Annotated in this window: 12 protein-coding genes and 4 tRNA genes; 2 read left to right on the forward strand and 14 right to left on the reverse strand. The window is 35.2% G+C overall.

Annotated features, from left to right (window positions below; genetic code table 11):
- Positions 1-1,346 precede the first annotated feature (1,346 nt).
- The 13 genes from nusG to A9G03_RS08645 all read right to left on the reverse strand — a co-directional run bounded on the left by nusG (position 1,347) and on the right by A9G03_RS08645 (position 11,984).
- Positions 1,347-1,892 (reverse strand): transcription termination/antitermination protein NusG, encoded by a 546-nt coding sequence (nusG, locus tag A9G03_RS08580; RefSeq protein ID WP_065633261.1) that lies wholly within the window; start codon positions 1,890-1,892, stop codon positions 1,347-1,349.
- 1 nt (position 1,893) lies between these two features.
- Positions 1,894-2,295: a preprotein translocase subunit SecE gene (secE, locus tag A9G03_RS08585; RefSeq protein ID WP_065633262.1), complete on the reverse strand. Its 402-nt coding sequence runs from the start codon at positions 2,293-2,295 to the stop codon at positions 1,894-1,896.
- A gap of 135 nt (positions 2,296-2,430) precedes the next feature.
- Positions 2,431-3,615, reverse strand: a complete 1,185-nt coding sequence (tuf, locus tag A9G03_RS08590) for an elongation factor Tu (RefSeq protein WP_065633263.1) — start codon at positions 3,613-3,615, stop codon at positions 2,431-2,433.
- Positions 3,616-3,798: 183 nt separating this feature from the next.
- Positions 3,799-3,874: transfer RNA gene (locus A9G03_RS08595), tRNA-Thr, on the reverse strand.
- Between the two features lie 3 nt (positions 3,875-3,877).
- Positions 3,878-3,952 (reverse strand) — tRNA-Gly (locus A9G03_RS08600).
- Positions 3,953-4,008: 56 nt separating this feature from the next.
- Positions 4,009-4,093 (reverse strand) — tRNA-Tyr (locus tag A9G03_RS08605).
- Between the two features lie 33 nt (positions 4,094-4,126).
- Positions 4,127-4,202 (reverse strand) — tRNA-Thr (locus A9G03_RS08610).
- A gap of 153 nt (positions 4,203-4,355) precedes the next feature.
- On the reverse strand, positions 4,356-7,055 hold the full coding sequence (adhE, locus tag A9G03_RS08615) for a bifunctional acetaldehyde-CoA/alcohol dehydrogenase (protein WP_065798945.1): 2,700 nt from the start codon (positions 7,053-7,055) through the stop codon (positions 4,356-4,358).
- Between the two features lie 289 nt (positions 7,056-7,344).
- Positions 7,345-8,148 carry a tRNA cyclic N6-threonylcarbamoyladenosine(37) synthase TcdA gene (tcdA, locus tag A9G03_RS08620; protein ID WP_065634045.1) on the reverse strand — a complete coding sequence of 268 codons (804 nt, stop codon included), beginning with the start codon at positions 8,146-8,148 and terminating at the stop codon, positions 7,345-7,347.
- A 111-nt stretch (positions 8,149-8,259) separates the two neighbouring features.
- Positions 8,260-8,835: a hypothetical protein gene (locus A9G03_RS08625; RefSeq protein WP_065798946.1), complete on the reverse strand. Its 576-nt coding sequence runs from the start codon at positions 8,833-8,835 to the stop codon at positions 8,260-8,262.
- A gap of 88 nt (positions 8,836-8,923) precedes the next feature.
- Complete coding sequence (locus tag A9G03_RS08630) at positions 8,924-9,490, reverse strand: hypothetical protein (RefSeq protein WP_065798947.1); 567 nt, start codon at positions 9,488-9,490, stop codon at positions 8,924-8,926.
- A gap of 832 nt (positions 9,491-10,322) precedes the next feature.
- Positions 10,323-11,678, reverse strand: coding sequence for a PFL family protein (locus tag A9G03_RS08640; RefSeq protein ID WP_065634041.1), 1,356 nt, complete (start codon positions 11,676-11,678; stop codon positions 10,323-10,325).
- Positions 11,679-11,714: 36 nt separating this feature from the next.
- Complete coding sequence (locus A9G03_RS08645) at positions 11,715-11,984, reverse strand: ACT domain-containing protein (protein WP_065634040.1); 270 nt, start codon at positions 11,982-11,984, stop codon at positions 11,715-11,717.
- A 144-nt stretch (positions 11,985-12,128) separates the two neighbouring features.
- Between A9G03_RS08645 and A9G03_RS08650 the strand changes: the two genes are divergently transcribed.
- Entirely contained in the window at positions 12,129-13,343 is a 1,215-nt protein-coding gene (locus tag A9G03_RS08650) for a pyridoxal phosphate-dependent aminotransferase (RefSeq protein ID WP_065798949.1), read from the forward strand.
- 497 nt (positions 13,344-13,840) lie between these two features.
- On the opposite strand, the gene A9G03_RS08655 is transcribed toward A9G03_RS08650, so the two are convergent.
- Positions 13,841-14,602 carry a M48 family metallopeptidase gene (locus A9G03_RS08655; protein ID WP_065798950.1) on the reverse strand — a complete coding sequence of 254 codons (762 nt, stop codon included), beginning with the start codon at positions 14,600-14,602 and terminating at the stop codon, positions 13,841-13,843.
- A 190-nt stretch (positions 14,603-14,792) separates the two neighbouring features.
- Between A9G03_RS08655 and queA the strand changes: the two genes are divergently transcribed.
- A complete protein-coding gene (queA, locus tag A9G03_RS08660) occupies positions 14,793-15,830 on the forward strand; it encodes a tRNA preQ1(34) S-adenosylmethionine ribosyltransferase-isomerase QueA (protein WP_065798951.1) in 1,038 nt (345 codons plus the stop codon).
- The last annotated feature ends 24 nt before the right edge of the window (positions 15,831-15,854 follow it).

Raw genomic sequence — 15,854 nt, forward strand, 5'->3', positions numbered from 1 at the left:
AGAGGTCTTATACTTTAACCTTAGTAAAAAATAGAAAGAGTTAAACAAACTAAATTTTATCGCTAAGAGTAATTTATTGAATTTGTAAAGATAATTTATTCATCTAATACCAATATCCCGTCGGGATGAATTTTTAGATAAAATTCATCGCCGTATTTTGGCTTTAAATTAAATGAAATTAACGTATAAAAGTAAGATTTGATCATACCAGTTAACTGAAATCTTGTACTGAGTCCGCATATACGCTACATTTTCGACACGATATTTTTGGCAATCTTCAGCTTTTTGGGTTATCAGCTCAATAGTTTCTAGTCTAATGCCAACAATACAGCGTGTTGATTTAAATTTGATTTAATCTTGGCATTTTAGCTTATAACCAAAAATTGAAATATAACCATTATTATAATGCTCAGGGAAATTCTTTGCACATCGATAAAATTAGTTTTTGATAAACCTAAATAGTTGGTTGTAAATTCGGTAACATAACCAGAACATTCCCTTCATCAACGTAACACAAAGTCTAACAACAACAGTCAGAATTATAATTGATAATAAAAAATTCGACCTATAACCATTATATGCTTAGCATATTCTAGCGCTATGCGGTGCATAGATTATCCCCAAATGTTGCATTAACTCCAACAGCAACACCTAATAAAATTGCGTTAAAAATAACTCGAATAAATAGATCTTTGACAAAATATCAATAAATTGCAGCCGTATCAATTTTCTCTTTTCGTAAACATCGTCAAAAATATAGCCAGAGCTGAGTATAAAGCACATACTAATAGGGTAATTATTATCATTGTTCCAATGACAAAGCAATCACCTTCCATTCCCTAAAAGCCAGCAAACTTATGTATCATCATCATTTCAAACCAAAAAATATTATTGCATAGCCCATACGGGAATAACAAAACCATAAGTTTGTTACTGTAAATATCATACAAAATAATGTATAAATAGCATCAAAATGAAAGATTTGATTTAAAACATAAAGTTAATTACACCATTATGAGCTATAAAAATACTTTTAAGCGAAGATACTTAATGAGGAGAGTAGCAAGAAGAAATATACTAATGAAGTAAAAATAGACAAAAAACTAAAATGCAATACAAATCATTTCTGTCGGTGATGAACAAATTCACCTTTATGTTTATCCTATCATTTTATCGAAAGGGTAAAACATTGACGTTGATCCAAATAAGGCTATCTAGGTCATTACATTTAAATAGCGAATAAAAAATAGTAATTGTTATTTTTAAGGCAGATTTTTTGCATAAAAAAAATCACAGAATAATTTCTGTGATTTTTGTTGTCATTGAATTAAAAATATTCAAATAAATTAGCTTTTTTCTACTTGGCTAAAATCAAGTTCAACAGGTGTTGAACGACCAAAAATAGAAACTGAAACTTTTAGGCGACTTTTTTCGTAATCAACTTCTTCAACCACACCATTAAAGTCAGCAAATGGTCCTTCATTAACACGCACAAGCTCACCTGGTTCAAACAGTGTTTTAGGACGAGGTTTGTCACCGACTTGTTGTAAGCGGTTCATAATTGCATCAACTTCACGTTGACTAATCGGTGCTGGTCTATCCGATGTACCACCAATAAAGCCCATAGTTCTTGGTACACTTTTGACCAAATGCCAAGTCGCATCGTTCATTATCATTTCAACTAGTACGTAACCTGGGAAGAATTTACGTTCACTCTTACGGCGTTGACCACTTTTCATCTCAACGACTTCTTCTGTAGGAACTAATACTTCGCCAAATGCGTCTTCCATATTATGTAATTTGATATATTCACGTAATGATTGTGCAACACGCGCTTCATAACCTGAGTAAGCTTGAATGACATACCAACGTTTTTGTTGTGCTTCGCTCATATTAACGTCCTATTGATGTTAAATAAAAGACTATTGAACGGAATAAAGAATCCATTCCCCAAAGTGCTAAGCCTACAATCACAGTAATTGCAGCAATGAGTAAAGTTGTTTGTACGGTCTCTTTACGTGTTGGCCAAACTACCTTTCTTAGCTCTTTTCTAGATTCTTGTAAAAACACATAAAATGCCTTACCTTTATTTGTTGTAAAGGCAATAAATAAAGTTAACAACGAAATTACAACAACCGCAATAATTCGTACAATAGTATTTGGTTGATATATATCATTAGGTCCAGCAAAATAGAAATTCCCCCAGACAATAAACGCAATCAGTACTAGAACTAAACCCCATTTGAATTTGTCTAGATTCGTGTTTGTATCTTGACTCTCGTTACTTACTAGCATATAAAACCTATGATTATGTTATTTATAATAATATCTATTTTCCAAAATGCTCTTTAAAGAAAAACATTTTGCTAAACAGACTAGATAAGAAAGGGTATCAAACGACACCCTTCTTATTGTCGCTAGTGTATAAAATTATTTAATAACTTTAGCAACAACACCCGCACCAACAGTACGGCCACCTTCACGAATCGCAAAACGTAAACCTTCTGCCATCGCAATTGGGTGAATTAATGATACTGTCATTTTGATATTATCGCCTGGCATTACCATTTCTACACCTTCTGGTAACTCGATAGTACCTGTTACGTCAGTTGTACGGAAGTAGAACTGTGGACGGTAACCTTTGAAGAATGGAGTATGACGTCCGCCTTCTTCTTTACTTAAAATATAAACTTCTGATTCAAAGTCTGTATGTGGTGTGATTGAACCTGGTTTAGCTAATACTTGACCACGTTCGATTTCTTCACGTTTAGTACCACGTAGTAACACACCTACGTTTTCACCTGCTCGACCTTCGTCAAGTAATTTACGGAACATTTCAACACCAGTACAAGTTGTTTTTGTAGTCGGTTTGATACCAACGATTTCAACTTCTTCACCAACTTTGATTACACCGCGCTCTACACGACCTGTTACTACTGTACCACGTCCTGAAATTGAGAATACGTCTTCAATTGGAAGTAGGAATGGTTTGTCAATATCACGCTCTGGCTCTGGAATATAAGTATCTAAAGCTTCAGCTAATTCAACAATTTTGTCTTCCCATGCTGCATCGCCTTCTAACGCTTTTAACGCTGAACCACGAATAACTGGTGTGTCATCACCTGGGAAATCGTATTGAGATAGAAGTTCACGTACTTCCATTTCAACTAATTCTAATAATTCTTCATCATCAACCATATCACATTTGTTTAAGAATACGATGATGTAAGGAACACCTACTTGACGTCCTAAAAGGATGTGCTCACGAGTTTGTGGCATAGGACCATCAGTTGCTGCTACTACTAAGATAGCGCCGTCCATTTGTGCTGCACCAGTGATCATGTTTTTAACATAGTCAGCATGGCCCGGACAGTCTACGTGTGCGTAGTGACGAGTTGGTGTATCGTATTCAACGTGTGAAGTATTGATGGTAATACCACGTGCTTTTTCTTCTGGTGCGTTATCGATTTGATCGAATGCACGAGCTTGACCGCCGTATTTTTTAGCAAGTACAGACGTAATTGCAGCAGTTAAAGTTGTTTTACCATGGTCAACGTGGCCGATTGTACCAACGTTAACGTGGGGTTTTGTACGTTCAAATTTTTCTTTAGACATTTATCGTCCCTCAAATGTAATACAAATCGGTGGTGAATCACCACATTAACCAAGTATCATATTTAATATCAATATAATACTAACTTAAAATTAGCTCTGAATGATAACAGATAAAGCCATCGAGTGACAAGCTTTAAAGCAGTCAAATTCGATATTTTTAGAAGTTTAGGAGATTAACAAGAATGGTGCTGATAGGCAGATTTGAACTGCCGACCTCACCCTTACCAAGGGTGCGCTCTACCAACTGAGCTATATCAGCAATTGGAGCGGGCAGCGGGAATCGAACCCGCATCATCAGCTTGGAAGGCTGAGGTAATAGCCATTATACGATGCCCGCATGTTCAAACTCGGCTACCTAAATGCTTCAATTAGCTATTGCTAATATTAGATATGTGGTGGTGGGGGAAGGATTCGAACCTTCGAAGTGTGACACGGCAGATTTACAGTCTGCTCCCTTTGGCCGCTCGGGAACCCCACCCCGAATCTTTATAATTTTGTTTACTTAGGAAAATGGTGCCGGCTGCCGGAATCGAACTGGCGACCTACTGATTACAAGTCAGTTGCTCTACCTACTGAGCTAAGCCGGCCTAAGTGCTGCGCATTATGGACTAGAACATTTAAGCTTGCAAGCAAAAAAATCAAATTTTATTTTGTTTGCTTAAAAAAAAATCAAAAACATAAAAAAAACCTGAAATTTAAGCTATTTCAGGTTTTTATTTAATCAAAAATAATATTTTAAATTATTTCTTTTTAGCGACTTTTTTCTTTGATTCAACTGCTACACCTTTAGCGGCAGTATGCATTGCAACATCCTCGCTGATGTCACCTTTATCTTGATATGGACGTCCATAATAAGTATCAAGTAGAATTTGTTTTAATTCAGCAATTAAAGGATAACGCGGGTTTGCTCCAGTACATTGGTCATCAAAGGCATCCACAGCAAGTTGATCAACTTGCGATAAAAATGCTTTTTCATCTACACCAAATTCTTTAATAGAAAACGGTATATCAAGCTCTATTCTAAGTTGATCTAACCAAGCGATCAGTTTTTCAACTTTCTTCTCATCTTTATCACTTGCGGATGTTAATCCTAAATGGTCTGCAATTTCTGCATAACGACTTACCGCTTTAGGATAACCGTATTGGCTAAACGTACCTTGTTTAGTTGGTTTATCGGTTGCATTAAATCGCACTACATTACTAATAAGCATTGCATTAGCAAAACCATGCGGAATATGGAAAGCAGCGCCAATTTTATGCGCCATTGAGTGACAAACACCTAAAAATGCTTGAGCAAAAGCAACACCAGCTAATGTTGCCGCACTATGCACTTTTTCACGCGCAACAGGGTTTTTAGCACCATCTTTATAACTTGCAGGTAAATAAGTTTTTAACAAACTTAATGCTTGTAATGCTTGACCATCAGAAAACTCACTCGCCATGATAGACACATAAGCTTCTAACGCATGAGTTACCGCATCATAACCACCCGCAGCACAAAGTGATTTTGGCATGTTCATTACTAAATTAGCATCCACAATTGCCATGTTAGGCGTAATAGCATAATCGGCTAATGGATATTTTTGCCCAGTTGCATCATCTGTTACCACGGCAAATGGTGTTACTTCAGAACCCGTACCCGATGTAGTTGCTACACAAATTAATTTAGCTTTTTTACCCATGTTAGGGAAGTGACAAGTACGTTTACGAATATCCATAAAACGCAACGCTAATTCATCAAATTTTGTTTCTGGGTGTTCATAAAGTACCCACATGATTTTAGCCGCATCCATTGGCGAACCACCACCCAAAGCAATAACAGTATCGGGTTGGAAGTCAGTCATTGATTGTGTTCCTTTACGAACAATACTTAACGTTGGATCAGCTTCAACATCAAAGAAGGTTTCACAAATTACACCTTGTGCTTCTAGTTGATCAGTAATTTGTTTTGAATAACCGTTATTAAATAAAAATTTATCAGTTACTAAAAAGACGCGTTTTGCTCCTTGCTCAATGACTTCATTTAAAGCAACAGGAAGTGAGCCACGTTTAAAATAAATAGAACTTGGTAATTTATGCCATAACATATTTTCTGCTCTCTTAGCGATGGTTTTCTTGTTGATTAAGTGTTTCGGTCCAACATTTTCAGATACCGAGTTACCACCCCAAGAACCACAACCCAATGTTAAAGATGGTGCTAAATCAAAGTTATATAAATCACCAATACCACCATGTGCAGCTGGTTGGTTAATTAAGATACGACACGTTTTCATTTTGCTGCCAAAATAAGCAATTCGCTCACGATTACTATCTTGATCAGTATAAAGAACAGAGGTATGACCCATACCACCCATTTCAACTAATTTTTCGGCTTTTTCTACAGCTTCATTAAAATCTTTTGCTTTGAACATAGCCAATGTTGGTGAAAGTTTTTCGTGCGCAAAAGGTTCTGACAAATCAACTTTAGTCACTTCACCGACAAGGACTTTTGCACCTGCAGGGGCTTTAAAACCAGCCATTTCAGCAATTTTGGTTGCTGGTTGACCAACAATGTTAGCATTTAAAGCACCTTTATCATTTAAAATAATGCTTTGAACCGCTTTAGTTTCTTTAGCATTTAAAACATATGCACCATATTGTGTTAATAAACGTTTAACTTCATCGTACACAGAATCAACAACAACAATCGCTTGTTCAGATGCACAAATCATGCCGTTATCAAACGTTTTAGACATAAGTACAGAGGCAACAGCACGTTTTAAATCAGCCGTTTCATCAATAATAACTGGCGTATTACCTGCCCCAACACCTAGTGCTGGTTTACCTGAGCTGTAAGCCGCTTTAACCATACCTGGACCACCGGTTGCTAAAATAGCAGCAACATCATCGTGATGCATTAATGCATTCGATAATTCAATAGAAGGTTCATCAATCCAGCCAATAATATCTTTTGGTGCGCCTGCTTTAATAGCAGCATCGAGTACAATGCGAGCAGCTTCAATAGTTGATTTTTTAGCTCTAGGATGTGGAGAAAAAACAATGGCGTTACGAGTTTTTAAGCTGATTAAAGATTTGAAAATTGCGGTAGAAGTAGGGTTGGTTGTTGGAACGATACCACAAATAATACCTAAAGGTTCAGCTAAGGTTATTGTTCCGTATGGTTCATTTTCTGCAACAACACCACACGTTTTATCATGTCGGTATTTATTTAGAATGTACTCAGCAGCAAATAAATTTTTAATGACTTTATCTTCTACTATTCCCATGCCTGATTCTTCTACAGCTTGTTGAGCTAGTGGGATTCTAGCTGCTGCAGCTGCTGTAGCGGCTGCGACGAAGATTTTGTCGACTTGCTCTTGAGTATAAGTTGAATAAGTTTCCTGTGCTTTTTTAACACGGGCCATTAACTCATTTAACTCATTCATGTTGGTTACTGCCATAGATTTCTCCTTGAAATTAAAAAAATAAATCTGGATCGTTTGGCTTCTTCCTTGAATTTTAAATGCTTCAGCATAACAACTAAACGAAATTGTCGTTATCCTAAATCAGTTTTTTACTTTATACAATAATATTGCACAAAAAATAAATATAACAGACAAAATGAAAGTGATTAACAGGATAAATAACAACAAATATTGGTTATTTTTTTGATGAAAAAACCATTTTTAGACAAAATGGTCATGAGTTAACAATTAATGTTTAATATTAATAAGATAGATGGTTTTGTAATTATATTTTAGATAATTTATTTAACACATAACTAACTGCAACAAAACCAAAGGTTGCTGTAACGGTTGTAATTGCACCAAAACCCGATGCACAATCCATTTTTTTCGCGCCGTCGGCATCACTTTTGGTAAAGCAAATTTGACCATTTTTAGTCGGATAAGTGAGTTGTTCGGTTGAGAAAACGCAAGGAATTGAATATTTACCTTTACTGTCTTTATTGAGTTTATAATCGTTTTTTAAGCGTTCGCGTAACTTAGCCGCTAACGGATCTTGAATCGTTTTGGCTAAATCGACGATCCTAATTTGGGTAGGATCTTTTTGACCACCAGCTCCACCAATTGTGATCACCTTTAACTTCTGGCGTTTACAATAAGCCAATACCGCAGCTTTATCACGGACACTATCAATTGCATCAATGATATAATCATAACGTGGTAACTGTTTGCTTCCTAAATAGTCGCTGACATTATCAACATTAATAAAATCATCGATCTCATTGACAATGCATTCAGGATTGATCTGCAAAATTCTATCAGCCATTACCGCTGTCTTGGCTTTGCCGATAGTTGTTGTTAAGGCATGAATTTGACGATTGGTATTGGTGACACATACATCATCCATATCAATCAATGTAATTTGACCCACACCACTACGCGCTAGCGATTCAGCCACCCAAGAACCTACCCCACCTATGCCTATCACGCAGATATGGGCACGAGCAAAAGAAGCTAATGCAGATTCACCATATAACCGCGCAATTCCGCTAAAACGTTGAAAGTAACTATCAGAAAATGTGTTACGCATAATCACCATTGTTATATCGAAATTTTGCAATACTAGCAGTGCATAACGATTAACGCAACTAACGCTGCTATTCTTGTGATTGAAGTTATCAGTATTAGACTGGTAAATTAACTATTTACGTCCTAATTTCAATATCTCTTGTACCATTTGTTTAGTATGGGTTTGCATATATTTTACTAAATGGTCATTTTTTTCATTAAGTAGAATGAGATAAAAACGATTACGAGCCAAATGGGTTGATTCATCATAAGTACTGACAATTAAATAACCTATACCATTTTTTTCATCAGTTCCTACAGCATAAGAAACGTTACCTTCTTGAGTGACTTTTGGATCAGATGAACGCATTGCGATTTGCAATTTGAAGAGTTTTTGAGCATCTTGAGCATTGGCAACAACATCATCCATAATGATGAAATAATCTTCATAATAGGTTGCTGATTTAGGATCTTGCATGTACATAATTGCACGCTTATCATTAGGATTACCTGAACCACTATCACAACTTTGATTATATATATAATAGGTTTTATTGTGGAAATCTAATTTTTGGGGTAAATCATAAGTTGGTAATTTTTGATTAATTACCGTTAACATCGGACCATAGTTGCTAGGTTGATAATTATTTTCTAAGGTCCCACAACCAAACAATAATATTGAGATAAAACTGATTATAACTTTTTTCATTTTGTTTCCTTTATGAGCTAAGTAAAAACACGATAAAATAATAAAATTTTACTACGACTTTACTTACTTGCTGATTTTCAACTCTTTGTTATGGTTTAGAAAATTTGATTAATTCATCTATTAGTTTGGTGGTTTGAATTGGATTTATTGTTTGGTAAAAATCACTATTTTTTGCATCAATGTTATACATTAAAGCCTTTATTACAACAAAGCCTTTTGCTTGGTCAAATTGTTGAGTATAGATATAGCGCCCATTTACTTTGGAATCAATACCTTCAACATATTTCACATTTTTGTAAGATTTAATTTCCGGATTTTCATTACTGCGTAGTTTTAGTTGCGTTAAAAAAACTGTCATCGCATCTTGTTCATTAGTGACAGCTTCATACAGAATAAAAATCCGAGCATTATCTACATCATTACTATAAAGCAGGATCTGTCTTTCATTGGATTGCTGTGTTTTTTCTGTTCTATCTGTTTTTACTTTCTTAAAATTCACATTGAAAAAATTTTTTTGCTCAGATACTTGAATGGATGGCAATGCTTTATCGGAGCGAAGAATAAAAGTTTTATCTGATTGAGGTGCACTTAATACTTGATTAAATGATATGTTTAATACAAAGCATGCTGTAATAATAATTAAAAATCTTTTCATACAAAACCATCCTATTTGTTTGTTTAACAGCCTCACCTTTATGCTGATTATAAACTTTTTGAGTCTGTAAACAATTGATTATTCATTATCATTAAACGAAAGCATCTAACGTAAAATTAGCCGTTTTATTAGTTAACTTTATTTTTGTTTTTATACTGAAATGCATAAATTTCCTAAACTTCTTTACAAGAATACCATCATTGCTTTTACCAATTTGAAAATTGAAATCTTTCTCCCTATGTTGAGAAATCAAAAATATATCATTTGCCATTTCACACCATTCAATTGGTGCTTTAACCCGGCTAAAAAATAAAAGGTTTAATCAGATGTTTGATATCGGTATATGGCATAGCCACAACATAAGGTCAGTCAGTAGTGTGGTTGAATATAACGATTCTCGTTGCTTAATAACGAGTAAAAAGGAGTCTTACACATAGCCTTCTAGTTTTAAAATAGGAAATGTAAAATCAAAAAATTGATCGGCATTGTCGACGCGTTCATCTAACACAATGAAATCGTCAAAAAATAGTTGGTGGTTCGATTTATCTCCCATCTCATCTTGCATATTGTGATAGCAAATTGCCAAACGCAGGCTTTACTGATTACCATCTAAATTAAATCAAATTATTTTTTTATATATCTGATTTTAGGGAAGAAAAAATAAGGCTAATTGATTTGTTACCAAATAGTATCCATGTGATTGCTCATCATAGGGATAACCATAAAAAAAGAACAAGAAAATCGCGTTTTAGATTATCAGATGGGAATAATAGACAGAAAGTTATGTGATACCTTGTATTTTTAGATATACAAGGCATCACAAAATAATCGCTTAGTTTTTGAAAGAGTGAATTGGCGCAGGAATACGGCCGCCACGATTAATAAAATCGCATGAACTATATTTATTAACCGGCATAACGGGAGCATGGCCAAGTAAACCACCAAATTCGATATTATCGCCAACCTTTAATCCAACAGCCGGAATAATTCTGACAGCGGTCGTTTTATGGTTGATAACACCAATTGCAGCCTCATCAGCAATGATTGCCGAAATAGTTTCGGCTGGCGTATCACCTGGAATCGCAATCATATCAAGTCCTACCGAACAAACACACGTCATTGCTTCGAGTTTCTCTAAATTCAGTGCGCCATTATTAACTGCATCTATCATACCAGCATCTTCAGAAACCGGAATAAATGCACCACTTAAACCACCAACATGACCACAAGCCATAACACCGCCTTTTTTAACAGCATCATTAAGCATAGCGAGTGCTGCTGTAGTGCCATGTGTACCAACAACTTCCAATCCCATTTCTTCTAAGATATGAGCAACAGAATCACCAATAGCCGGTGTTGGCGCTAATGATAAATCAACAATCCCAAATTTTACGCCTAAACGCTCAGAAGCTTCTTTACCAACAAGTTGTCCCATGCGGGTAATTTTAAAAGCGGTTTTTTTGATTGTTTCGGCAACGACATCAAAAGATTGTCCTTTTACTTTTTCAAGTGCACGTTTAACCACACCTGGGCCACTGACGCCAACATTAATAACGCAATCAGCCTCACCAACACCATGAAAAGCCCCTGCCATAAATGGGTTATCTTCAACCGCATTTGCAAAAACCACTAATTTTGCACAAGCCATACTACTATTATTTGCAGTTAAACTAGCTGCTTGTTTGATAATTTGTCCCATCTGCTTAACTGCATCCATATTGATGCCAGTTTGAGTTGAGCCTACATTAACCGAAGAACATACACGTTCTGTTTGAGCTAATGCTTGCGGAATAGAGTTAATTAAAATTTCATCGCCTTTATGGTAACCTTTTTGCACTAAAGCCGAAAACCCACCAATAAAGTTAACGCCAACAGCTTTAGCTGCCGCATCAAGCGTTTTTGCAAACTCAACATAATCTTTATCGTCACTTGCACCTGCAATTAACGATATAGGTGTAACAGAGATGCGTTTATTGATAATGGGGATACCAAATTCTGAAGTGATCTCATCGCCAACTTTAACTAAATTTTTGGCAAGACGAGTAATTTTTTCAAAGATCTTTTGACGGGCTTTTTCACCATCACTATCAATGCAATCTAGTAGGGAAATACCCATGGTTATTGTGCGGATATCAAGCTTCTCTTCCTCTATCATTTTAATGGTTTCGAGGATCTGTTTTGTTTCCATTAGTACTATCCTTCAGTAATGAGTATCAAATTTAGATTATAGGCGATGCATAGCATCAAAGATTTCTTCACGTTGAATATTGACTTTAACTTTCAGTTTTTCACCCGATTGAATTAATGCAGTTTTTACCTCATCAAAGCTCACTTTGATTTTAGATAAATCTAACAACATAATCATGGTAAAGTATTCATCCATAATAGTTTGGCTTACATCTAAAATATTAATGTCCAATTCATAAAGCTTTTGACTAATACCTGCAATAATCCCTGTTTGATCTTTACCGATAACCGTTAAAATGGTTTTCATAACACTCTCCAGCACAATTTTTACACAGTTAAAAAATATTTATAGCGTTGATTATAATAACATCTTCAAAAATTATCGAAATAGGAGTAGATTGTTTTTTTAGAAATAATAAAGACGATTACATTAAATTGAAAGGGCTGCAATATGGTAAATTTTCAAAAATCAAATAAATTGGATCATGTTTGTTATGATATTAGAGGACCTATTCTCGATCATGCCAAACGTCTAGAAGAAGAAGGACAAACGATTCTTAAACTCAATATTGGAAATCCTGCCCCATTTGGTTTTAATGCGCCTGATGAGCTCCTTGTTGATGTAATTCGTAATCTACCAACTTCGCAAGGATATTGTGATTCCAAAGGTCTTTACTCAGCCCGTAAAGCAGTTATGCAACATTATCAAGCAAGAGGGATTACAAATATTGATGTCGAGGATATCTATATTGGTAATGGTGTATCAGAATTAATCGTACAATCGATGCAAGCCTTACTAAATAGTGGCGATGAAGTGCTAGTACCTATGCCAGATTATCCATTATGGACAGCTGCAATTAGTCTATCTGGTGGAAATGCCATTCACTATTTATGTGATGAAGAAGCCAATTGGTCACCCGATTTAGAAGATATCAAACAAAAAATCACACCTAAAACAAAAGGGATTGTTATCATCAATCCAAATAATCCAACAGGTGCGGTTTATAGCAAAGAAGTATTACTAGAAATTGCCGAAATTGCCCGTCAAAATAATTTGATCATTTTTGCTGACGAAATTTATGATAAAATTTTATATGATGATGCAGTCCACTATTCTATTGCTGCATTAGCCCCTGATTTATTTGTTGTCACAATGAGCGGCTTATCAAAAACTTACCGTGTTGCAGGCTTTAGACAAGGTTGGATGGCGCTTTGTGGTCCTAAACAACATGTAAAAGGCTATATTGAAGGCTTAAATATGCTCGCTTCAATGCGACTATGTGCTAATGTACCATTACAACATGCTATTCAAGGTGCGCTTGGCGGATATCAAAGTATTAATGAGTTTATTGTTCCAGGTGGTCGACTTTATGACCAGTGCATGTTGGCATGGCGTTTACTTAATGATATACCCGGTGTTTCGTGTACTAAACCACAAGGTGCTTTATACTTATTTCCAAAACTTGATCAACAAAAATTCAATATCCATAATGATCAAAAATTAGTGTTAGACTTTTTATTACAAGAAAAAGTATTGTTAGTGCAAGGAACTGGATTTAACTGGCATAAACCCGATCATGTTAGAATTGTGGCTTTACCTCATACTGGTCAGCTTGAAGATGCTATTGGACGATTTGCTAAATTCTTATCTAGTTATAAACAATAAAAAATTATCTATTTTAGGATTTTCCCCCCTCTTTTTACTGCTTGAGAATTAGAGGGGGGGATAAACAAAAACACTAAATTCATATTTAATTAACTTAAAATCGTTTATTAATAAATTTTAATCTACATAAAATTATCACTAATTAAATTTATCTATAACCGGTTATTAAACCAATTAAACTTATCGTCTCAAATCCCGTTACACCAGTTGTACTGACACTTGCTCAACAAGATTATTTAATAAAAGATGCCAATATTTACAGCCAATTTATGCTAACGCCAATAAATCAGCTTTTCTAAACTTATCAGCTCGCCGCGAATAATAAAATTCTAATTGTTTGAATTAGTGGCTAGAAGAATATTTAAAATAGAATGATGACATATAGTAATAACTACCAGCAGATTTTGTCAGAATAAGGCGCTAAAGTTGAGTTTTTAACTCAACGTATTATAAAAAAAGCGCTTTGAAAAGCGCTTTTTTTGATAAATAACTCAAATTTACTTTTTGATTCCTGCAAGTTTTGCACGAATATTTTCTGCACGATCTTTTGAAGATGGGTGTGTACTTAAAATTGAAGAACTATCACCTTGAGCAGCTAATTTATCAAATGCAGTAGCAAGTCCTGCTGGATTAATCTTTCTTTTCACTAAGAAATCAAAAGAGTAGTCATCTGCAGCTGTTTCTTGTTTTTGTGAAAATTGTGAATTGATAACTTTTGCAGCTAAATCACCTAATTGAGATTGAGAAATTGATGAAACTACACTGTTTCCTGATGCTGCAGCGGCATCACGAGCAATTTCAGTAGTATAAGCCACTTGCATTGCTTTTTTACTATGACCTAAAGCAACGTGACCTAATTCATGCCCAAGTACGCCTTCAACTTCATTATCGTTCATCAAGTCCATTAGACCACTATAAACGCGCACACAACCATTTGCCATTGCCCACGCATTAACATCTTTAGTTAAATAAACTTTATAATTAACTGGTGTACCCTCAACATTATTACCAAGCGCTTTAGCAATTTTATTGAGTCGTTTAGTATAAGTACTATTAGCCGGTGCAATTTTTGATTGAGCATCCATTTGAGCACAAGCTTCTTGACTTAATTGCTTAACATCATTATCACTTAAAGTTACCGCTTTAAGGCCTTTCATCCCCAAATTAACTGCATCATTTGGGTTGATGTTACAACCAACTAGAGACATTGCTGCAACCAAAGGTAACGTAGCTAATAATGTTTTTTGATGCTTCTTCATACTCTTTTTCCTTTCCTTATATTATTAATAATCAACTTTTATCTAATTTTTAGTTAGATTCCAAAAATTTTAAACTAACTTGAAGAATAATCAATAAATAATTGTTTGTTTTATACTAGAAAAAAGAATTACTTGCTTACCTATATCAGGAAGCTTAGACTATTGGGTCATTTTTTTGAGGTATATAATTATGCAATTATCTGATTTTGACTTCACTCTTCCCAAAGAACTTATAGCCAAGCACCCGTCAGAAACAAGAAGTGCATGCCGTTTATTATCGCTTGATGGTGTGACAGGTCAGATAGAACATGGCGTCTTTTCCGATATTATTGATAAAATTAATCCTGGCGATTTACTGGTTTTTAATAATACCCGAGTAATTCCTGCTCGGGTTTATGGTAAAAAAGCCTCTGGCGGTAAAATTGAAATCTTAATTGAACGATTGTTAGATAATAATCGCGCGCTAGCCCACATAAAAGCATCAAAATCACCGAAAGAAGGCGCTGAATTAACATTAGGCGAAGATGCATCTGTTAATGTAATTATGCTCGCTCGGCACGATAGTCTATTTGAACTACAATTTCCTGATGATGTGCTGACAATCTTAAATAAAATTGGTCATATCCCATTACCGCCTTATATAGATAGACCCGATGACAGCCATGATCGTGAAGTTTATCAAACCGTTTATAGTAAAATTCCGGGAGCAGTTGCCGCCCCGACTGCCGGATTGCATTTTGATCAACCTTTATTAGAAAAATTAAAACAAAAAGGTATTGAGATGGCTTTTGTAACCTTACATGTAGGTGCCGGCACATTTCAACCAGTTAGAGTAGAAAATATAGAATCACATGTGATGCACGCTGAGTATGCACAAGTCCCGCAATCAGTAGTTGACGCTGTTTTAGCTTGTAAAGCAAGAGGCAATAAAGTCATAGCAGTTGGAACAACCTCGGTTAGAGCACTGGAAAGCGCGGCACAAAAAACCGGTAAAATTGCACCGTTTTTTAATGACACTCAAATATTTATCTATCCTGGTTATCACTTTAATGTTATCGATAGCTTAATTACTAATTTTCATTTACCTGAATCAACATTAATTATGCTGGTTTCTGCGTTTGCTGGTTATCAAAATACAATGAATGCTTATCAAGAAGCCGTCAAACAGCAATATCGTTTTTTTAGTTATGGCGATGCTATGTTCATTACTAAACAAAATCAACAATAACAGTTAAGATTATTTCAATCTTTT

Source organism: Gilliamella sp. wkB171 (genome assembly GCF_001693755.1).
In the GTDB taxonomy this organism is placed as follows: domain Bacteria; phylum Pseudomonadota; class Gammaproteobacteria; order Enterobacterales; family Orbaceae; genus Gilliamella; species Gilliamella apicola_F.